This is a genomic window from Luteolibacter sp. Y139, assembly GCF_038066715.1.
GTDB classification, from domain to species: domain Bacteria; phylum Verrucomicrobiota; class Verrucomicrobiia; order Verrucomicrobiales; family Akkermansiaceae; genus Haloferula; species Haloferula soli.
Genome location: NZ_JBBUKT010000008.1, coordinates 270,365 through 290,370 on the forward strand (window position 1 = coordinate 270,365; position 20,006 = coordinate 290,370).

General features: G+C 62.8%; 21 protein-coding genes and 1 tRNA gene. 14 read left to right on the forward strand and 8 right to left on the reverse strand.

Going from position 1 to position 20,006, the window contains the following annotated elements; genetic code table 11:
- Nucleotides 1–59 precede the first annotated feature (59 nt).
- The 9 genes from WKV53_RS19820 to gp17 all read left to right on the forward strand — a co-directional run bounded on the left by WKV53_RS19820 (nucleotide 60) and on the right by gp17 (nucleotide 5,814).
- Nucleotides 60–1,376 (forward strand): phage portal protein, encoded by a 1,317-nt coding sequence (locus WKV53_RS19820; RefSeq protein WP_341406530.1) that lies wholly within the window; start codon nucleotides 60–62, stop codon nucleotides 1,374–1,376.
- Nucleotides 1,377–1,380: 4 nt separating this feature from the next.
- Nucleotides 1,381–2,286: a head maturation protease, ClpP-related gene (locus WKV53_RS19825; RefSeq protein ID WP_341406531.1), complete on the forward strand. Its 906-nt coding sequence runs from the start codon at nucleotides 1,381–1,383 to the stop codon at nucleotides 2,284–2,286.
- Entirely contained in the window at nucleotides 2,273–2,428 is a 156-nt protein-coding gene (locus WKV53_RS19830) for a hypothetical protein (protein WP_341406532.1), read from the forward strand. The genes WKV53_RS19825 and WKV53_RS19830 overlap by 14 nt, the downstream gene beginning before the upstream one ends.
- Nucleotides 2,429–2,782: a head-tail adaptor protein gene (locus tag WKV53_RS19835; protein ID WP_341406533.1), complete on the forward strand. Its 354-nt coding sequence runs from the start codon at nucleotides 2,429–2,431 to the stop codon at nucleotides 2,780–2,782.
- A 72-nt stretch (nucleotides 2,783–2,854) separates the two neighbouring features.
- On the forward strand, nucleotides 2,855–4,144 hold the full coding sequence (locus WKV53_RS19840; RefSeq protein WP_341406534.1) for a phage major capsid protein: 1,290 nt from the start codon (nucleotides 2,855–2,857) through the stop codon (nucleotides 4,142–4,144).
- Between the two features lie 77 nt (nucleotides 4,145–4,221).
- On the forward strand, nucleotides 4,222–4,416 hold the full coding sequence (locus WKV53_RS19845) for a hypothetical protein (protein ID WP_341406535.1): 195 nt from the start codon (nucleotides 4,222–4,224) through the stop codon (nucleotides 4,414–4,416).
- A gap of 3 nt (nucleotides 4,417–4,419) precedes the next feature.
- Nucleotides 4,420–4,944 carry a head-tail connector protein gene (locus tag WKV53_RS19850; protein ID WP_341406536.1) on the forward strand — a complete coding sequence of 175 codons (525 nt, stop codon included), beginning with the start codon at nucleotides 4,420–4,422 and terminating at the stop codon, nucleotides 4,942–4,944.
- Nucleotides 4,944–5,408 (forward strand): HK97-gp10 family putative phage morphogenesis protein, encoded by a 465-nt coding sequence (locus WKV53_RS19855; RefSeq protein WP_341406537.1) that lies wholly within the window; start codon nucleotides 4,944–4,946, stop codon nucleotides 5,406–5,408. Before WKV53_RS19850 ends, WKV53_RS19855 begins: the two co-directional genes overlap by 1 nt.
- Before the next feature lie 4 nt (nucleotides 5,409–5,412).
- A complete protein-coding gene (gene gp17, locus WKV53_RS19860; RefSeq protein WP_341406538.1) occupies nucleotides 5,413–5,814 on the forward strand; it encodes a tail completion protein gp17 in 402 nt (133 codons plus the stop codon).
- 14 nt (nucleotides 5,815–5,828) lie between these two features.
- Here gp17 and WKV53_RS19865 read toward each other — a convergent pair whose 3' ends face one another.
- Nucleotides 5,829–6,584 (reverse strand): PEP-CTERM sorting domain-containing protein, encoded by a 756-nt coding sequence (locus WKV53_RS19865; RefSeq protein WP_341406539.1) that lies wholly within the window; start codon nucleotides 6,582–6,584, stop codon nucleotides 5,829–5,831.
- 508 nt (nucleotides 6,585–7,092) lie between these two features.
- On the opposite strand from WKV53_RS19865, the gene WKV53_RS19870 reads away from it, so the two are divergent.
- The 4 genes from WKV53_RS19870 (at nucleotide 7,093) to WKV53_RS19885 (ending at nucleotide 9,112) form a co-directional block, all read left to right on the forward strand.
- On the forward strand, nucleotides 7,093–7,677 hold the full coding sequence (locus WKV53_RS19870) for a hypothetical protein (RefSeq protein ID WP_341406540.1): 585 nt from the start codon (nucleotides 7,093–7,095) through the stop codon (nucleotides 7,675–7,677).
- Between the two features lie 100 nt (nucleotides 7,678–7,777).
- Nucleotides 7,778–8,653 (forward strand): hypothetical protein, encoded by an 876-nt coding sequence (locus WKV53_RS19875; protein WP_341406541.1) that lies wholly within the window; start codon nucleotides 7,778–7,780, stop codon nucleotides 8,651–8,653.
- Nucleotides 8,654–8,666: 13 nt separating this feature from the next.
- Nucleotides 8,667–8,740: transfer RNA gene (locus tag WKV53_RS19880), tRNA-Met, on the forward strand.
- A 111-nt stretch (nucleotides 8,741–8,851) separates the two neighbouring features.
- The gene (locus WKV53_RS19885) at nucleotides 8,852–9,112 is read left to right on the forward strand and encodes a hypothetical protein (protein WP_341406542.1); all 261 of its coding nucleotides are present in this window, start codon (nucleotides 8,852–8,854) and stop codon (nucleotides 9,110–9,112) included.
- A 307-nt stretch (nucleotides 9,113–9,419) separates the two neighbouring features.
- Here the strand turns inward: WKV53_RS19885 and WKV53_RS19890 are convergent, their stop codons facing one another.
- The 5 genes from WKV53_RS19890 to WKV53_RS19910 all read right to left on the reverse strand — a co-directional run bounded on the left by WKV53_RS19890 (nucleotide 9,420) and on the right by WKV53_RS19910 (nucleotide 15,925).
- Complete coding sequence (locus WKV53_RS19890) at nucleotides 9,420–11,978, reverse strand: glycosyl hydrolase family 28-related protein (protein WP_341406543.1); 2,559 nt, start codon at nucleotides 11,976–11,978, stop codon at nucleotides 9,420–9,422.
- An 83-nt stretch (nucleotides 11,979–12,061) separates the two neighbouring features.
- Entirely contained in the window at nucleotides 12,062–12,847 is a 786-nt protein-coding gene (locus WKV53_RS19895; protein ID WP_341406544.1) for a hypothetical protein, read from the reverse strand.
- A gap of 138 nt (nucleotides 12,848–12,985) precedes the next feature.
- The gene (locus WKV53_RS19900; RefSeq protein WP_341406545.1) at nucleotides 12,986–14,953 is read right to left on the reverse strand and encodes a phage tail protein; all 1,968 of its coding nucleotides are present in this window, start codon (nucleotides 14,951–14,953) and stop codon (nucleotides 12,986–12,988) included.
- On the reverse strand, nucleotides 14,950–15,366 hold the full coding sequence (locus WKV53_RS19905; protein WP_341406546.1) for a DUF6950 family protein: 417 nt from the start codon (nucleotides 15,364–15,366) through the stop codon (nucleotides 14,950–14,952). Before WKV53_RS19905 ends, WKV53_RS19900 begins: the two co-directional genes overlap by 4 nt.
- Before the next feature lie 10 nt (nucleotides 15,367–15,376).
- Entirely contained in the window at nucleotides 15,377–15,925 is a 549-nt protein-coding gene (locus WKV53_RS19910; protein ID WP_341406547.1) for a hypothetical protein, read from the reverse strand.
- 127 nt (nucleotides 15,926–16,052) lie between these two features.
- On the opposite strand from WKV53_RS19910, the gene WKV53_RS19915 reads away from it, so the two are divergent.
- The gene (locus tag WKV53_RS19915; protein ID WP_341406548.1) at nucleotides 16,053–16,256 is read left to right on the forward strand and encodes a hypothetical protein; all 204 of its coding nucleotides are present in this window, start codon (nucleotides 16,053–16,055) and stop codon (nucleotides 16,254–16,256) included.
- Here the strand turns inward: WKV53_RS19915 and WKV53_RS19920 are convergent.
- Nucleotides 16,253–16,879, reverse strand: coding sequence for a hypothetical protein (locus WKV53_RS19920; RefSeq protein WP_341406549.1), 627 nt, complete (start codon nucleotides 16,877–16,879; stop codon nucleotides 16,253–16,255). The genes WKV53_RS19915 and WKV53_RS19920 overlap by 4 nt on opposite strands.
- A 17-nt stretch (nucleotides 16,880–16,896) precedes the next feature.
- Nucleotides 16,897–19,893, reverse strand: coding sequence for a phage tail tape measure protein (locus tag WKV53_RS19925; RefSeq protein ID WP_341406550.1), 2,997 nt, complete (start codon nucleotides 19,891–19,893; stop codon nucleotides 16,897–16,899).
- Between the last annotated feature and the right edge of the window lie 113 nt (nucleotides 19,894–20,006).

Consider the following 20,006-nt stretch of genomic DNA (forward strand, 5'->3'; position numbering starts at 1 on the left):
GGGGCGAAAGGAGGCATCGGGATGGGGTGTGAACCGGGCCGGTGCGGCACGGTGACGGGGTGTTCAGCCGTCTGAAAGCCGCCGCCACTGTCCTTTTCACGGGCCAGAATACCCCTGCCGTGCCGGTGGATGGTGGGGACGAAGGGACCGATTCCGATGTCGGCACCACTTCCTTGCCGCCAAACTGGGCGAAAATGTGGGGCGGCGACGGGGCGGGCACCAGCTCCGCGGACCGGCTCGCCGCCGTGTATGGGTGCGTGCAGGTAATTGCCACGTCGATCGCTGCCATGCCGCTGCAGTTGTATCGGAAGAACGGTGACCGTCGCGAAAAGGAGACGGCCCATCCTCTCGCACGGTTGCTTGAGGGCCGTCCCAATGAGGTGATGACGTGGACCGAGCTGCGGGAGGCGCTACTGTATGAGCAGATCCTTCGTGGGAATGCCTTCGTCAGGGCATTTTGGTCCGGAGGCAACGTGCGGGAACTGTTCCCAGTGCCGCGGGCCAACGTGACTGCCAAGCTGACGGACCAGCGTCGCATTCAGTACAAGATCGGCACCAATCCGAACAAAGTGCCGGAGGGGAACTTCGGCTTCCAAGAGGTGCTGCACTTCAAGGCGCTGACGGGCGACGGCTTGGAGGGAATCAATCCGATCAAGCATTGCCGCATGAGCACTGCGGCAGCGGCGGCCTTGTCGCGCTACGGCCGCACCTCGGCGGAGGAAGGCCAGCCCTTGCGCGGGATTATCACGGCCGAAACCACTTTCAAGAATGATACCCAGGCAAAGCAGGTGCGGTCGCGGTGGGGCCAAGCGTGGAACGACGCAAAGAATGGCGACGGCATCGCAATCTTCGAGGGTGGCGATATGAAGTTCCACCAGGTGACGATGAGCATGCGGGACGCGCAGTTCATCGAGTCGATGGAATTCTCGGTCGAGGAGATCTGCCGAATCTTCAACGTGCCGCCTCACCGGATTCACAAGCTCGACCGGGCCACGTTCTCCAACATCGAGCACCAGTCGAAGGAGTTCTATACCGGGACGCTGGTGCCGTGGATCACGCGCATTGAGGACACGCTGGACCATTGCTTGCTCACCGAAGGAGACCGGGCCGCCGGGCTCTATTTCCGGCACAACGCCGATGCGCTGCTCCGCGGAGACCTTAAGACGCGGTCGGAAAGCTACTACCGGCAGATCACCTCAGGCGTGATGAAGCCCAACGAGGCGCGTGCGCTCGAGGAACGGCCGCCGGTGGAAGGAGGCGACCAGCTTTTCATTCCCACGAACCACGTCCCGATCGAATTGGCCGGCAAGGTGGCGGCGGGTGCCCCTGCGAAGGACCAAAAGACCGACGAAACCGATCCTCCAACCGACTCCTAATCCGATGCCCAAGAAAAAGAAGTTTCCCGAGCTCGTCGCCACCGACGAGTTGCTTGCCGTGCTCGACAAGCGCCCGCTGCCGGCGGCGGCGCGGCGCATCGATCCCGAAAACCGTTTGCCCAAGTTCGAGGTGGTGAACGCTGCCGCGGGCGGGAAGAAGAAGGCGGCGATTCACATCCTTGACGCCATCTCGTGGTGGACCGGCAACGATGCGCGCACGTTCCAGCAACGGCTGGCGGCGATCGATGCGGACGAGATCGATCTCTACCTCAATTCCCCGGGCGGTTCGGTGTTCGAGGGAGTGACGATCTACAATCTTCTGGTGGCCCACAAGGCGACGGTGACGGTTCATGTCCTCGGCTTGGCGGCTTCCATCGCCTCGGTGATTGCGCTGGCGGGTGACACCGTCCACATCGCGGAAAACGCGATGTTCATGATTCACAACCCGTCCGCCGGTGTGTGGGGCGAGGCGGAGGAACTGCGGAAGGTTGCCGGTGTGCTCGACAAGATCACCGAATCGATCCTCAACACCTACGAGGAGCGAACCAAACTCACGCGTGACCAGCTTCGCACGGCGATGGCGGCCACGACCTACTACACGGCGGACGAGGCGGTCACCTCCGGCTTTGCCACGGCCAAGGTGGCATCGGTGAAGGCCGCGGCGGCGCTGTGGAGCCCCGATGATTTCCCGGAACTCAGTCCCGAGGCGCTGGCGCTGGCGGTTGCTGCGGAGGACGACGAGGAAGAAAAGGAAGAGGAAGAGCCTACCGGAGAAGCGGGCAAGCGGACGGCACCGCCAGCGACGGATGATGACATCCAAGAGCATCCCCATGAGCCGACGCTGGACGATGTCCATGCGGCTGAAGATCTCCTCAAATCCATCCGCGCCGAGTTCGATGCTGACGACTGAAGAAATGGAGGTCTTGAAGGACCTGGCCGGTGCCATGCGCGAGCTCGCGGAGTCAAACCGCGAGCTTGCCGCGGCGCAGATCGAGCACGCGGAGGCGTTGTTTGGTGGCAAGGACGAGGAGGACGCTGCCACGCTCGATTGAATGAACCCGGGTCTTCTCAACCAACGAATCCGGATCGAGCGCGCCGGTGCGGGTGCCGACGCTCTCGGGCAGCCCACCGAGGCGTGGGAGCTGGTTCTGTCCGTCGCCGCCCGCCGGATGCGGGACAAGGCGGCGGACGAGGCGGTCATTGCCGACCGGGACACCGAGAAGCGGACGATTCGCTTCCGGGTGAGGTCGCGGCCGTTCACGCAGATCTACGAGCCGGGCGACCGCCTGGTGGAAGCGAAGCGGACCGACCAGCCGGAGACGATCTGGAACATCACCGGGTGGACCGAAGTCGATGGCACGAATGGGATGTATACCGACATCCTGTGTGCGGCACCGGCTCGCTAACAGCGGCGAACGGGGCGAATGAGGGTTGCGCGATCTACGCAGTGCCCCGGATTCCCGGGAATGCTGCGGGGCATGGATCGACAAGACATCATCCGACGAATCGCGGCAACCACGGCGCTCATCACCCCGAAGCTCGGAGAGTATGAGGCGTTGATCAAAGAAACCAAGGGCAAGGGGGAGAACGGTGCCGACCGCCCGTTCACGGCCGAGGAGATGACGAAGCACGTCACTCTCGGCAAGGAGATCAATGTGCTGAACTCCTCCCTTTCCACGGATAAGGGCATGCTCAAGGCGCTGGACCTTTCCAATGCGTCTGACGATGCGACTGCCGAGCAGATGAACCTGCCAGGCCGGGAAAAGCTGCCGCAGGCGAGCGATGAGTATTTCGAGAAGTTCCAAGCCCTGGGCCGCGTCGGTTTCAATGCCGCGCGAATGGACCCGGAGCAGTTCAAGGCGCTTTCCACGGTGTCCCCCTCGACTGGTGCTGTGCTGATCCCCACCGTCATCGAGCAAGCCATTTTGATGGAAGCCGCGAGCCTCTGCCCGCTGATGCGCATTTCGGGGGTCGAAATGACCTCGACCATCCACGGACAGATTCCCTTCATGGGAGAACTCGGCGTCCTCGCTCCACGCAAGGAAACCGAAGCCTATGCCGGCTACGATCCGACGCTGTCGGCAAAGGCGATCGACATCTACAACTACGGCGGACTTTTCCCGGTCTCGCAGGAGATCATGGATGACGCCGCGGGCCTTCCCGGTGCCTTCGCTCGCGTTTGGGGCCGTGCCTACGCTTCCACCATTGAAGAATACGGCTGGAAGGGGACGGGTGGACAGACTGCCTTCTTCAACCAAGCGGGCGGTGCGATCACCGTGACGCTTGCCGGCCGCGTGTGCCCCGGTATCCGGACGCAAAACTCAACGGTGGTGCCGGTCGTGGTAGCCCTTGCCGCCGCCGCGGTTGCCTACGACGACGTCGTGAAGCTGAAGCAAGCGGTGGTCCCCGAGGCCCGTGCTGGCGGTGTCTACGTCATTTCGACGGACTTCGAGACCAAGGCACTCCTCCTTAAGGACACCACCGGCCGCCCGATCTGGACGCCGTCGATGATCGCCGGGCAGCCTGCCCAGATCAACGGATCGCCCTACGAAGTTTCCAGCAAGCTGGATGCTGCCACCACTGGCCTCAATCCGGCGTTCTTCGGCAACTTCAAGCAGGGTCACCGCATCGCGGTCCGCAAGGGCCTCACGATCAAGACCAGCGAGCACTACCTCTTCGGCAATGGCATGATCGCCGTCGCCGGTGATGTCCGCTGGGGTTCGCTCGTTGAATACAACGCCTACCTCGCTCGCCTCAACATGGCGTAAGCCTGACCACCTTGGGTTAATCGGAAGGGCCGGCCGGGTGACTGGCCGGTCCTTTCTCTTTTGCTTCCAACTCGATCATGAAAAAGAAACCAACCTCGAAAGAAGGAGCGGCGGATCAAACGAATGCCGCAGCAAACACCGCGACCGGCGATAGCGACAGGACGGCGGTGGCAGTCCGAGAGACGTCTGCGTTCATTACCCCGCAGATGGCTTCCTGCAACTACTTCGCTGGCGATCCGACCTCCGTCGATCCGAAGGACGAGAATCCTTGATTCATGGCCAAGCCTGTCATTCCCGTGACCGAGGCAAAGCAACACCTGCGGGTTGAGCATGACCTCGATGATGCGATCATCGCCGCCTACACGGAGGCTGCGGTGGACCGGACCTTGCAGGAGATCGGTCTGGCGGGCGTGCTCGAGCGCGTGCACTCCACGGAGACGACGTTGCGGGAGTTCGGTTTCCTCTACCCGGTGGAGGAAGTGACGTCCGTCGAGAAGAAGGGCACGGGCGGCGAGTGGCAGACCTTGCCGGCGGAGGAGTGGACGCTCTCGGGCAACCTCGAAGAGCGGCACGTCCTCACGCTGGGCGCTGGTCATCTTTCGGGGAACTGCTACCGGGTGACCTGGAAGGCGGGCTTGAAGCCCTTGCCCGCCTGGTTCCGGGTGGCAGCGCTGTTCCTTATCGGGCACTACTACGAAAACCGTAGTTCGGTGCTACTCGGGCAGGGAGTGGCGGCCGTGGAGGTGCCGATGGGATTCAAGCACCTCACTGCGCCGCACAAGCGCTGGTTTTTCGCCTGATGGGTGCCGAGATCAAAGTCGAGGGATTCAAGGAGCTGCGGGACCGGGCGCTGAAGCTGGACAAACGGCTTCAGCGCAAGGTCTACGGCGCCGCGGTGCGGGCCGGTGGTAAGGTGCTGGTCGATGCCGCGCAGGGGAAGGTGCCGGTGCGTACTGGATCTGTGAAGGCCTCGCTAGTGCACCGGGCCAGCTCGAAGCCGTCGCAAGGGTTGTTCGGGGTCAAAGTGACCATCAAGGGCGGGAAGCTGGCATCGGCTCGGGTGGCGCATCGCCGCGGTGGCAAGGGCAGCGAGTATCACCCCGACGCGGTGGAGCGCTACTACCGCTTCCAAGAGCTCGGAACGAAGCATCACGCGGCCCAGCCGTTCCTCAAGCCCGCCATCGAAGGCAACCAGTCGGCCGTGCTGAATGCCGTGAAACAGGAGCTAGCGGCGGGTCTCGAACGTGAAGCCCGGTCACTGTGAGGCCATGATCAATGACCTGCTGACGTGGTTCGTGGCGGCCGTGAAACAGGAGCCGACGCTGGCGGCGTTGCAGGCCCGGGTGTTTCCGGACGTGGCGCCAGAGCAGACTCCCAATCCGTGCATGATCTATCAGTTCATCGAAAACGAGGGCGAGCCGGTGCTGGATGCCGGGGCGGCAACCCACGGCACCCTCGCGTTCCAGGTGAGGATCTACGGTGACTCCCGGCGCGAAGCGAATGCCTTCCGGGAATCGATCCGGCTAAAGTTCCAAGGGATGACGCCGCAGGCGATTGGCGGCGGGTGGAAGATCGAGGGCAGTGCCTGGGGCGACCTGCCCGATACCTACGAGAAGGAGACGAAGGACTACGGTGCACTCGGCGTGGTGGAATTCCATGTTGCCCGGTAGCCCAGGACTCCGTGTTAGCAGCGCTGGCGCTTGCGGCGAAGGAAAAGGGCGAGGATGCCGGCGCTGAGGAGAGCGGATGATGGCTCGGGGATGAGGACGAACTGGGACTGGAAGCCATTGGGCGCGCTGCCATATGCCCCTGGCATCCCGTTAGCGAGGATGTCCATCTGAATCGAAGAGTTCGTGGGATAGTCGGTGAGATCCAGCACACCATTAGTGGTAAACCGAACGGTGAAGTTTTGAGACTGGGTAGTCGTCTTAGATTCGCCTTCAGAAAAGACCGTCATCGAATAGGTCATGAGCCCTTGCATGGTCCCAATGTCGCCGGGGCCGAAACGATAGGTCTTGCCGGTCCACGTGAGGGCACGGTCTCCGGAGTCGAAAGTTGCCGCGGACAGATCTAGGGTGACGGTCACTGTCGAGTAGCCATCGGCGAAATGCGGCTGGGGGCCCTGGGGAAACTGCGGTGCGTAGTCGTTCACTCGCTGATTCGTGACGCCGGTGGTGTATGAAATCGTGGCCGAGGATCCACCCATGGAACCGGAAAGCCGTGCGGTCAGATGGTCGGGATCGATTTCCAAGGTGGTGGTAAGCTGCGCCTTAGGTAGCTGCACGTAGGCCGACTGGCCGCCGGTTTCGGGATGGGAAATCTGGAGGTAGGCTGGAGTCATGTAGGCGAGTTCCGAGGTGATGTAGGTCTGCACCGCATGGGACGGCACCACGGCGAGCAGTTGGGCAACAGTAGCGAGAAGGATGGCTTTGATTTTCATAGTTGAGGGGTTGTTGTGCCAGGTAGGCGGCGGACATGATGGCACTAACCGAGAAGTGGATGGCAAGGCCGGGTGGAGGCGTGACCGCGGATGGCGCGGATACCGTTGATCTTTGAGGAATGAGGGCGGCGAAGTAACGTGGACAGAATGTCCACGCTCCTTAATGGCTTTGCCGGTAAACGGGGCGAGCAAGGTTGCCGCCCTTCCCGTTACCTTGTTCCGGAGCTGGATGCTCCAAGCCGTGAAAGGCGACTGCACGAGACTTCAGCGACCAAACGGCACACCACGGCATGCTCGCCTTCCAAGGAAGGATCTACAGTGACTCTCGGCGCGAAGCGAATACGCAGAGGAAGTCGTCAGGTACATGTCCCAAGGAATGACGCCGCGGGCTATCGGCGGCGCGTGGAGGATCGAGGTCGGTGCCTATGGCGAGCTGCGATTTGGAGGTCTCTTCTGCGGCTAGGGAAAGATTGACGGAGTGGAAAGGTTCTCCTTCGCTGGGAGGCGCATGAAATCCCTCCTAAGCACCCCGCTCCTGACCTTGACGCTCGGGTCTCTGTCTGCTCCGGCGCAAGGCGCTGTGATCATGGCCTCGACTTATTGGACGAGCCTAGCGGACGGACCCTATTATGGGACGACGCAGCCATTCCTTTCCGCGGGCACTCGCCCAGCGGCCGAGACCTCGATGTCAGGCTACGAAGGTCCGTCCGGCGGCCAGGTGACGATTGATCTTAACATGGGCGAGACGGTGATCAGCGCAAAGATGATCGCCAGTGCCGTGACCATCACCGGCACGGTCTTTGCGCCCGTAGAGTGGAATATGGTTCTTTATGGGAACTACCCGGCGGCCGGGTATCAGGCAGGGGATCAGGTGTGGTATACCCAACAGCAGCATTGGGCCGGGTTCTTCACCCAAATGGACTGGAAGTCGGAGATCATGATGTACTTCGAGGTGGTAACCAATCAGGGAACCTTTGTGGATGACAACGGTGGAACTGGTTACCTGATTCACTATGGAAGCATCCCAGAGGGATCGACGGTTACGCTTGGGCTCTTCGGGCTGGCGATGGCAGCGAGACGTCGCAGATGGTGAAAAGGTGCGCCCGGAAAACCGGAAACGGCGAGTGCGGATCACGTTGCGAACGGGGCGAACAAGCAGCCGCCGCCCTCCCCAGCGCCTCGGTGACTCGCCGATGGTGCGAGGCGTGAAAGGCAACTGCACGACTCTCCAGCGTTACAACGGCACCGGTTGGGACACGATTTCCAAGCGGGTATCCATCACCGGTCCCAGTCGCTCCCGCGAGACGGTCGAGCAAGAGCTCACTTTGGACTGTGATGCCTCCGGCGGCAGCTCCACGAAAAAGAAGAGTCCGGGGACCAAGGAAATCGGCGACATCTCGGTAGAGGTGCTGTGGAATCCGAACACGCCTTCCGGGACCAAGCAGGTCAACACGGCGACCGGCGCCGGCACGGTGACGGTGGCGGGCAATGCCTCGTTTACGGTGACCGATCCGGCGCTGGCCGGATCACCGAAGGCTTACGCGGTGCCGGTGCCGACGGGCGCGCCTGCGGTGTGGATGGCTGCCGCTCGCTTGTGGTTCCAAACGAATGCCGCCGCCGCGGACTTGCGTGCGCTCTACGACATCTCCGGAGCCACCGACAAGCTGATCCTCACCGCGAGCGATTCGCGAGCAGATGTGCCGACCTTGAACGTGGCGATTGCGACGGGGTCGGCGACCGGGATTACGACAGCGGCGACCTCGGCGGACACGACCGCCGGTGTGGCCGGGTTTGACAACGATGAGAACCATCACCTGTTCGAGGATGACTACGACGCCGAGGTGGCAACCTTCTGGAGAATCGTCCATGAGAATGCGGCAGGCACCGGGATGCTGGTGCACGCAACCGTGAAGGAAATTGGCGAGCCGAGCCACGAGCCGAACAAGGACGTGAAGGTAACCTTCACCTTGGAACCTACCGGCGAGTTCTTCAAGAAGGCCAACGACATCGAGAGCTACGTCTTGCCGGCCTCGATCACCGCTCCGCAGAACAACTGGGGCCACAACTGATCATCCTCTCCCTCGCGGGGTAGAGCAGGCAGGTAGCTCGCTAGGCTCATAACCTAGAGGTCATCGGTTCAAATCCGATCCCCGCCACTCTTTCAAAGCTTCAATCATCAGTCCTCCAATCACCAATCGAAGTGTGAGGGGGAATGATGGCCAACCGTCCAAGTCGACAGGATGTCGCACTCCTTATTTGCCTAACCGATGAAACAGCGACTCAAGCTCACCGTCCGTGCGATCCGTGCCATTCAAAAGAAGCATGGCATCGAGAACCTTCTCCAACCCAAGCCCGAGGATGAGGCCAAGATGGCGAACCTCGATTTCCTGGTGGATTTCTACTTCGAGGGCTCCCGTGGTTGGGACAATGCGCCGACGATTGAGCAGGTGGAGGACGTCGAGATCGGCGATCTATCCAACGCGGTGAAGGCGGTCTTCAATGGCGCACCGGCGGAGGGAAACGCCTGACGGAGGCATGGGCGCGGCTGCACGTCGCGACCGGCCTCCGCAAGGACGAGTTTGAGCAGCTCGACATCGGCGAGCTCGCGGCGCTGAATGACGCGTTGGAGCAGCGGCATCGTTACGAAGCCCGGCGGGATGCCGGGTTCAAGGCGATGCTGTGCAACCTGCTGGCCGGCGGGAAGAAGACGTGGCGGGAGGAAGACTTCCTTGCCGAGAGTGCTGTAGCCGTACCACCCGAAAGCGAAGAGGCCCGGCAAGCGATCGAAGCTTACCGGGCCAGAGTGGCGAGGGGGCGGAAGAAAGTGCCCGGTGATCAGGGAACCCAGACGAACTCGGACGGGCCGGGATGAGAGCGGACCTTGAAGGTGAATAGATTGACCTGTCCCGGCTGGGCGCTTGAAACCGCGCTGAAGACGCCGGGACTCACGAAGGCACCGCCGGGCGTGCATGCCAGATGGACCTGTGGCGCCACGATGGCCCCGGTTCCCGCGTTCCGCGCGACCACCGAAAAGCCGGTAAAGGTCCGCTGAAGCGTGAACTTCATCTGGGTCGTGAGCGAGGTGTAGGGAATGCCCGTGTCCACTTCGCTCACCGTGCCGCCGTTGCGGAATTCCATCTTGAGGTTCGCATCCGGCACCGATCGATCGAGCTTGAGCCCGATGCCATGGTCCGGGGTCATGTCCGCGGTCGAGTCGCGAGAATAGAGGCCAGCGCGGAAGATGCCGCTTGCCGGAGCCCACGGGCACGCCATCTCGATCGCCATCTCGTAGGTGTTGCCAAACCAGAACATCGCCGCCTCCAGCATGAGGCGGGCTTGTTCGGAGCCGCCGCTGGTGGTCGAGTAGAACTCGACATTGTTGCCGCCGGTCACGCTGCCGCGGACAAGGTAGCCGCCCGCGATATTGGTGATGGTCCAACCGTTGTTGCCGTAGGGGCTGGTTCCTCGGGAACGAATCCACGGTTCATGGAAGATGAGGCCATGGCCGAGGTGCTCATTGATGGTCTCGGAGCGATTCTGTTGGACGACATGCTCGAGCTGCGAGCGGGTGGCGAAGGTGTAGTCGATGAAGCGGCAGATGTAGCCGCTCTGCATGGCGGGGTATTCCAGGCCGCCCGTGTAATAGAAGGCCGAGGCGTCGCTGCTGTTGATGACCACGTTGCCCTGGCTGGAAGAGTCCATCCGGCGGACGATGAAATTCGCGTTAACGAAGGTCGCGCGGTCGACCACCAGCGAGGACGCACCGCTCAGATCGACGAACGACGCGCCGGTCGACTGCTCCATGTTCATGGCCACGATCACGAGACTGGAGACCTGATAGAGGTCGGCAAACTTCTCGCAGAAGGTCGCGTCCACGCCGATCACGGTGAGGTCCTTGCAAGAGAGCCCATAGATGGCGGTGACCGAGCAGTGATCGAAGTAGCTGGCGCTGATGAGGTGGTTGGCCGTTGCTCCATTCGGTCCCACGCCGATCTCGGAAAAGTAGATGCCGTAGTCGCAGAAGCCGAAGGTGCACCCATTGATGAGGTGGTTTGCCGTGCGGTTGGAAACGAGGTCGTATTTGAAGCCGAGGATCTGGACCTGATCCATCACGAAGCCATTTCCCACCCAATCGTTCGCGCCGGTCGCCGGGTCGCCAATCTGGACCCCGGTACCAACTTTGCCTCCCATGGCGGTATTCGAACCCGAGACCTTGAGATTCCGCATCGCGGCCCCGAAAGCCGAGGTGAAGTAAACCACCGGCGAGGTGCGGACGGCCGGGAAGAGCACCGCGGGAGAGTCGGTGAAGTTCGAATTGTTCGCCCCGTGGATGAGACCCACCACACCGCCCTGGCCCATGCCGACCAGGTGCGTGTTGATGCCAACGGTAACGTTGCAGAGATAGCGGCCCTGCGGGAAACAGACCGTCTGGATCTTGTCCGATGCGACCGCGGCATCGATCGCCGCTTGCACCGCGGCGGTATCGTTGGTGCCCCAGAAGGCCGCCGTATTGGCGACCGAGGAACCCGCCGCCACTGCGAGGGTGACCTGGCCAGAATTTTGGTAGCTGGCGATGGTGGTGATGAGGTCGGCGCTTGCGGCACCCGCTTTCTCCACCCGGATGTATTTGCCCACATCGCCCGCCGAGAATCCTGCGTAGCCGGACGAGAGCACCGCGCTGCCACTGGTCATCGAAGCGACGAAGATCGCCTTGGCATCGCCCGCAGCTCCGAAGGCCTTGACCGAGATTGCGGCCCCGAGATCGATGGCCGCCTGAGCCGCTTGTGCGGCGCTCATCGCACTGATGCTGGCAAGGGTCACGTCGGCACTCGGCAGGCCGAGGTTGGCGAGGGCCTGCTCCTTCTGACCACCGGTGAGGGACTGGGGAATGTCCGGCCGGATGACGGGAAGGCCTTCGAGGTAGGACCATGCCACCGGCGGAGCATCGAGGCCCTCGCTGCCGGACTGGGGATCGAGGAGGCGGAACTCGGCGGAGATGTAGGTCATCTCGCTGCCGTCATCCGCCACATGGCGGACGATGAAGCGGTAGCTGTCCTGGGCGAGGGCTGCCTCGGCCTTGGTGAAGGTCGCCGCGAGGAGCTGCTTGGCCCCACCGGCCCAGTCGCCAGCCACGAACGTCTCATCGCAATCGTCGGCATCGAACTCCTTCCGCATGAGGGAATCATCGGCGGAGGTGGCATTGAGGGACTTGACCTCGACGATGATGGTGCCGACGCCGGCGGCGAGGAGGTGCTGGCCGTTGTCGGTGAGAGCGAGTTGGAAGGCGAGGTCGGAGCCGCGCCACGCGAAGGGTGCCTCCTGGGTCGCAGCGTCACGAACGGTGCGGGACTGGGAACGGGCTTCGCAGAGGATGCGAATGATGTGAGACGGCATGCCCGGATTGTGCCGGGCGACCGGTGTTCGGTGATCAGTGGAGGAACGCGGTTGGGGGCGTTCGGGAGGAGATGAGACGCATCCTAGCGGCCAAGCGGAATAAAGCCGCTCACCACTGGGGGCTGCCCTTTGTCGAACCGGGCAGGAGCCCCGCTGGATGTGCAGTGGATGAAGTCGGCCCCATACGTTGACGGAAATTTGAAATCTCGTCGGATATTGCCGTTCAGTGTCATGATGCACGAGCCATTGTAGATGCCGCCTTCGCCGCGACTGCAAGGCATGCAAAGCGACACTGCTTCAATTTCATTGTCGAGGTCCGCAGTCGACGCGTTTCTTTCTTCCAGCCAGTTGAGCAGCCGTCGACCATCAGCGTCATCCCAGCTGGGCGAAGGCCACTCGAAGGTCATGGCAAAACTCCAGCCTTCCAGCACGACAGGCGGCTTTACGGTATTATCTGAAGACCTCGATATTGCAGGGGTAAATTTGACGCATTGAAGTTCGCATAGTGTCTTTGATCGGCTTAAGAGAAACAGCTTAGAACCCAGCACGGATTGCGGCATTTCCTTGAGGTGGTCGTCCAGAAATGGCCCTGTTGCGAATACGAATATGTCGACGCGGACCGACCTAACCGGCACCTTGGCCGGGTCGATGCGTGCAAGCTCAAGACGCGCTTCGGCGGCCTCTTTCTCGAGTAAAGCGGCGCGCTCGCGAGATTCCGATTGGAAACGTTTCAGTTCCCCGTCCTTCCAGTCGGCTTCCTTGGCTGCGAAGTACCAGGCACCGAATCCCGCAACGGCAGCGAGAACCGTTAGGACGACCGTCGCGACGCCGCAGGTCTGAGACGCCTTGGAAATGAATTCCGATGTCATAGGCGACGCGGTTTACAAGAGTTCGGTATCGGAGGCTGCAACAAAACGTCGCGAAATTTGGAAGCGACTCTCTCTGGTAGAATGGCTTCCGCGGTTCCAATCTCCGCGCCGCCCAAGTCGAATGAAAGTCGACACTCCTTATGGCGGCAGCTTCTCAATGCCTTGCTCCGGACCGATGAGGTTGTTTTTGAAGAAGGCTTGGATGATCGAGACGTCCGCGACGCCATAGTCGACGGCGATCTCGCCGGAGGGGAAAACGACGCTGGTGCTATTGAAGGCACGGGAGAGCGAGCCGTTGGTGATGGTCGCGGTGTAGGTCGCGGTGCTCGTGTAGTTGAAGAGCGAGGAACCATCGGTGGTGGTGACGTAGGTCTTGACCGTCAATTCGACCTTCTGGAGCTCGCTCTCGGTGTATTCAGGCGGCTCCCAAGTGATGGTGTAACCGGCATTAATGCGGTGGTTGGCGATGATGTCGGCCGGGTTCGGTGGCGTGGTCATTTCCCACTGGGGATTCTTCACGCCACGGGAGCGGATGCTGGCGAGGGCACCATTGCCGCGATTGATATCGAGCTCGTCGGTGTCCGCGTCCCACTCGTAGATGGAGGGGTCATATTCAATGAGGTCGAGGCGGGTAAGGAACTTGTCCCCATCGCGGAGGAACGTGAATCCGTCGACCTCGAAGACGGTGGCATCAAGGCCGATCTCAAGGGAGGTGTATTTGCAGAGGTCTCCCGGGCGGACCAGAAGCCCGCGGAGGTCGAGATTGATGGAAAGGGTGCGGCGGAATCGGGCGCGGCGGAGGGCGATGCGTGCGATGCGCTGGGCGGCCGTGTAGCTGATCGTGAGGGGGAGATCGATGTCCAGCCAGTTGGTATTGCCCTCGGCGGCGATGGCGGAGGTGTCCTCGTATTGCGGGAAGGACGCGGGCTGCCAGTCGGCCTCATCGAAGAAGTTGCCGCGGACGGCGTTGGGGAAGGCGCGGTCCGGCTGATCGAAGTTCAACTCATAGGCACCCTGCACCATGGCCTCGGTGAAGTGGGGCGTATCGGCGTCGGCTTCCTTGGGTGCCCCGGCCTCGATGAACCAGGTGCCCGAGCTGTAGCGGATCTTGCCGGCCATCGCCTGCTCGAGGGTCTTGAGGACCTCATCGTGCGGCTGGTCCGCGGTGAACACCCCATCGCCCCGGTAGCGCTTCTCGCTGCCGCCGCCTTTCAACGGCACGTCCTGATCGCAGACATTCGCCGAGGCATTGAGGGTGGGCGTGTCGATGTTGGCCGGGTCCACTCCCATCTTGGTGACGAGGTAGTGGCGGGCCTGGAGGGCGGGATTGCGGCTCCAGGCGGTGGAACTACTGCGGGTGTCGTAGATCTTGGCGCCCTTGACGATGGCGGAGAACTCGGGGGACTGGCCTTCCCATGAGACGCTGAAAGCTTTTGTCACCGCGTAGATGGCGGCGATGCCGTGAAACTTGTCGGTGGTCTCGATGACATCCGGGATGCCGATCGGGTCGCCCAGATTCGGGGTATTGCGCGGATCGAGGGCATTGCGCATCTGGTTGCCGATGTCCTGCGTGGGCGTGCCCTTGAAGGTCCAGAGGATGATGGTTTTGCCGTATTTTCCGGCGACGCGGCCGAAGGTCTCGCCGGGGATGACCGAATAGGAGAGCTGCTCATCGAACATCCACACCGATTCGATCTCCTGCACCTCGTGACCGGCGAGGGCGACGAGGAGGTGGGTCTCGAAGCCGATGCGGTTGTGGGCGAAGATCAGCGGGCCACCGACACGAGCGCGGCCGAAGATGGTGCGGCGCGGCGTGAGAGGCTGGCGAAAGTTGCGGCGGGCATTCCGCTGGATGCTGTTGAATTGGTCCTGTAGGGCTTCCTTGCGCTGATCGTTCGCCTGCTTGAGGGAGTAGGCGATCGAGGCGACGGCGACCACGGCTTCGACGACGGCCGCGTATTCGACGATGTAGGAGACGATGGCGACGATGGCCTCGCCGATGCCGCCGAGGCAGGGCGGCCGGTGAGGCGACCACGGGAAGCCCGGATGGCCGATCTCCGCGCGGACGCCAGGCGGAAGGTAAGGGATGGGTTCGTGGCTTCTCATGGGGCGGGCCAGCGGAGGGCGGCGGTGGCGTGGCGGCGGTGGAGGTAGGCGTGGCCGGCGAAGCCGAAAGCCGAGGCGACGATTGACTTGCCGCGCCAGATGCCGGGGTGATCGCCATCGGTGAGGATGATGTCACCGGTTCGGAAGTCGCCGGGATCGGTCACCTGCTGCCATCCAGCGGCGAGAAGTTGCCCTTGCACGGCCATGCAGATGGTTCCCTTTCCCGCGACGTGCTTGCGGAGGCCTTCATTATGAGTCGCGTAGGTGCCGCGGATGGAATCAGCGTGGGAGGAGCCGGACACGAGGTCGACCCAGCCAGCGATGAAGAGCACACAGTCATGATCGCCGGGAACGTAGCGTCTGCCAAAGGTGGCTCGGAGGTAGGAATCGAGGTCGGCGATGAGATCCTTCATAGTGCCGTTCTTAGAGCTTGATGGTGATGTCCTGCAGGGACGCGACGAAGCGGAGCGAAGTGTCGCCGGGGTAGAGCCCTTGCTGGTGGGCGTCCGTGTAGAGCGAGCCCTCCGAATCGCGCAGGCGGGCGAGCTCGTTGCCCACGGTCATCCGGAGGGTGGAGCCTTCCGGGGCGCGGGAGAGTTGGAGGGTATCCATCTTGCCCCGCATGAGCAGTTCCACGCCGATGAGGGTGCGGGTGTCGCCGAGGAAGAGGGCGAGGTAGACCTCGGCGAGGCGGCGCTTGTAGACGATGCCCGCGAGTTCGGAGAGGAGCTGGTTGGGGATCTCGGTAAGCGAGAGCTTCAGGCTCCCGGCGCGGATGTCGCTGTATTCCTCGATTGGTTCGACGCCGGCGAGGCAGCCGAGGCCAAGCCAGGTGTGACCGTTCCAGACGACGGGGCCCAAGCCGGTCCAGGCGAAGAGCGGGTCGCCGAGGATATCGAGGTGGACCAAGAGCGCCGGGGTGATGGCGCTCGTCTGGATGGCATCCGCGAAGTCGGGACTGAGATCTCGCATTTGCGAGAAGTGTTCAGTTTCCAATGTTCAGTTTTCAGCATGGGCAGCGGGGGATTCCCGCCATTCGCGGGAGCGCCGCCAATCTGCTCGTCCCTTGCATCCCACGCATCATGGGCTAGCAGTCCGCATGGATGAAACCGCGCTACGAACGTTCGTTGAGGAGCAGATCGAGTCGTATCATGCCCCCCAGGGAAGCTCTGGCGTCGGCGACCAGTCCGCTGCCGACCACGTGCGCCGCTCGCTGGCCGAAAGCGGAATGAATGTGGCGGTGCCTCACGAACTGTTTGAAAAGGTGCTCGCGGATTCGCTGGCGAAGCATGACGAGAGCTAGTCCACCAATATCTCCTGCACGCCGGTCAGGCTGAAGGTGTAGGGCCGGGAACGTTCGTAGGCATCGGCCTCCCACTCGGGCGCTTGGGAGGTGAAGCGGAAAACGCCAATGGCATCGCGGACGATGAGCGGGGTCTCATCCGGTACCGTCCTCATGATCTTAGGCCAGAGGGAAATGGTGGCGGTGCCCGTGGCGGAGCTGTTGACGTCGGCGCGGACCTTGGAGAGTTGGTCGCCGACTTGGACCCAGTCGCCCGCCTTGAGGATGCCGGGGACGTTTGGCGTGAATCCGGAGACGGAGATGGTGCGATCGCCCGGGGTCGCAGCAGCGGTGAGAATGGGATTCCCGGTGGCCTTGCCGAGGGGCTTGCGGCGGGCGGGGTCCGGCATGCGGAAGAGACCGAAGGGTGCCTCCAACATGAGGAAGAAGCCCTCGGCAACCTGTGCTTCGCGGCGGTTGAGGCGGCGGACCTTCATGACAAACGACCACCGCTCGAGCTGGCCGCGCTGGGCTTGCGCTTGACCGGAGAAGGGCGACTCGGCGAGGCCGTGATTGCTCTCCATCTTCCATGAGATGGTGATGGCGTTGAGAAGTTCCTCCGGAATGTCGATGGGGTCGGGCATGGGCCAGCGGTAGGTGGTCAGGTTCCAAACGCGGACGCGCGACGGCCGCCTTGGGCAATGAGTTCGGGGATGGTTTGGATGATGTCCCGCTTGAGCATGGGGAGGATCTTGGCGAGCTCCTGGTGAGAGACGCCCGGCGCGAGGTTGATGGGGGTGGTAACGTTGATGACGGGACGGCCGCCACGGCGGGCACCGGAGGAGCGGCGGATCTTGTCGTGATCGATGACCGTCTCGTTCGGGTGTACCATGGCGAGCATGCCGCCGCGGCCGTCGAGGCCACCGGTCCTGGAGCCGGTGCCGGTGAAGCCGCCGCCCTCGAAGGAGGTGAAACCCTTGAGGACGGTGCCGAGGAGATTGCCCCAGGTGGACGCGTCGCCCGCGCTGTCCCCGGTCAGCCCGGCGAGGCCTTTGAAGAGGGCTTCGAACGCACCCTTGAGCGCGGAGCTGGCGAGGTCGGCGGCGAGGCCATCGATGAAGCCCTTGAAGTTGAAGCGACCGTCCTTGATGAACTGGTCGATGGCCGATGAGACGTTGTCGAGCGAGTGCTTCCACACGCCCTCGAAACGCTCCGCTTCCTTCACCGGGTTACCGTCCTTATCGAGCTCGATGGCGCGCGGGGCGAAGGCGAGCTTGAAGCCTTGGCCAAAAGAGAGGTTCTTGCCGGTGCGGCCGAAGTCGACGAGGGCCTTGCCTGCGGGCGAGATGCCGTCGGTGACAAGGCTCTTGAAAAGCGAGACGCCCTTTTCACAGAGATCAGTGAGCCACGAGTGACCCACGGCGCGATCGGTTTCCTCCTCACCGGTATCGCCGAAGACGTTGAGCGCCTTGCGCGCTTCATTGATGCCGTCGCGGAGGCTGCGGAGCGGAGCGAGGGCCTTGTTGCCGAGGTCCTCGAAAGCCTGGACGATTCCGGCGACCGCGTTCTTGGAGAAGTCCCAGAATCCCTGAATGGCCGTCTGAATCTCGGTCCAGATGCCGACCGCGACTTCCTTCACCTTCTGGAAGGCGGCGACGATGGGCGGGCCGAAGCTGGCGGCGATCCATGCCCCGAACTCCTTCAGCTTCTCCCAGACGGGGGTGAGGGCGGTCAGAACGGCACCGATGCCGAGCTTGATCGCATCGAAGGCGAGCAGCGCGACATCCTTCACGAGCCCGCAGGCTTCCGATGCGACCTGTCCCCAAGTGGCGAAGGCCTCGCGGAGTGGCAGGAGTTTTTCCCACAAGGCGGAGATGCCATTGACGAGGAAGTCGCGGGCGGTGGCGAAGGCGCTCTTTACCGAGTTCCACGCCTCGCCGATGCGAGCGCCCATGTCCTTGAAGAACTGGACGATGCCATTGACCGTCTCGCCCGCGCTGGTGCCCGCGGCGGGAAGCTCGGCGGTGAGCCAGGTAACGAAGGAGGTGAGGCTGGCGATGGCGCTGGTGACGCCCTGGACGATGCCAGTGAGCGCGCCGCCCGCCGCCTGCTTGAAGGACTCGAAGAGGCTGGCGCCATCGGTCCCGAACGCCTTGGCGACGGCAGTGCCGAAGTTCGAGAGCGAGAGCTTCAGGGAATCGAAGAGCGGTCCAAAAGTGGCGACCAGCGAGGACCATGACGACTTGAGCTGATCGAGCAGCGGCTGGTTGCTCTGTACCCAACCGGAGAACCACGCGCGGAGATCGTTCCACGCGCCCATGAGCTGATCCTTGAACAAGATGGCGCCACCGACCGCGGCGGCGATGGCGATGCCCCACGGGCCCGTTAGAAAAGCGGTGACGGCACCGAGGCCGGTGAGAAGCGCGGGACCGGCGGTGACGATCGAGGAAAGTGCCAGCGCGAACGGCGGCAGAAGGGCGGCAGTGGTGGCGATACCAAGGCCGAGGTTCTTGGCCCACTGCGGGAGGCCGGAGAGCTTGCCAAGGAGATCGGAGCCCTTGTTGGCGAGATCGGTGAGGCCCTGCAGGAAGCCGCCGCTGGTGAGCTCGATGGCAATGCGCTGGAAGGATGCCTTGAGCGCATCGATGGCGCCGCGGTAGCCCTTGGTGCGGGCTTCCGAGAGTCGCTCGGCGGCCTGCTGATCGCGGGTGGCCTCGATGTAGGTCTGAAGGTCCGCTGCACCCTTCTCGGTGAGGATGGCGGCGGCGCGGATGGCATCGGAGCCGAAGATGGTTTGGAGAGTGGAATTGCGCTGGGCTTCGCTCAGTCCCCCGAGCTTGGTGCGGAGGATGTCGGCGACCTGGGTGATGTCCTTGATCTTGCCCGCGCTGGTGGTGAATGAGATGCCGTATTGGGCCATCGCCGCCGCGGCTTCATCCGTGGACGGAATGAGGCGGGACAACATCGTCTTGAGCGAGGTGCCGGCATCGGAGCCTTTCAGGCCGTTGGAGGCGAAGAGTGCGAGAGAGCCCGCGGTCTCATTGAGATCGAGGCCGAAGATCTTGGCGACCTTCGCGCTTTGGGAGAGGCCTTGGGACAGGCTCTCCACCGAGGCTGTGGAAGCGATCGAGGCACCGGCCAGCGCATCGGCAATGCCCGCGGTATCCTTCGCGGTGAGCCCGAAGGCACCCATCTGCTCCGCCATAACCTCGGCGGCGCGGCCTAGGGCGAGGCCCTCGGTGGCAGCGAGGCGCATGGTTTCCGCGAGGGCGCCCGCGGATTGTTCGGCCGGCGTGATGCCCGCCTTCGTAAGCTCAAGCATGCCCTCGGCGACCTGCTGGGGGGCGAAGGTCTTGAAGGCCTTCGAGAGGTCGAGGGCCTGCTTGGAAAGACCGGCGATGGCAGAGTCTCCGAGTTCGGCAGCGGCGGCGGCCTGGTTGATCGTGGTTTCGAAGTCTCCGGCGACATCGATCCCGCTGGCGAGGGTGGCACCGAGGCTTGCGGAGCCGATGAGGCTGCCGAAGTTGGTGAGACCGGAAAGGCCTTTCGAGATGCCCTTGGCACGCTTCTCCAGGTCCTTGGTGAAGTTGCCGAACTTCTGGCTGAACGTCGCCACGTCCAAACCCAGACGGACTTGCAGTGTGCCGAGGAGTGCCATTCGGCACGAGAGTGCCGAGTGGGCGATGATCGGTGATCAGTGACAGATGGTCTTTCGGGCCATTCGCGGAGTCCGTCCGGCTGCCGAAAAAAGTGCGAGCCCACCGCTTGACG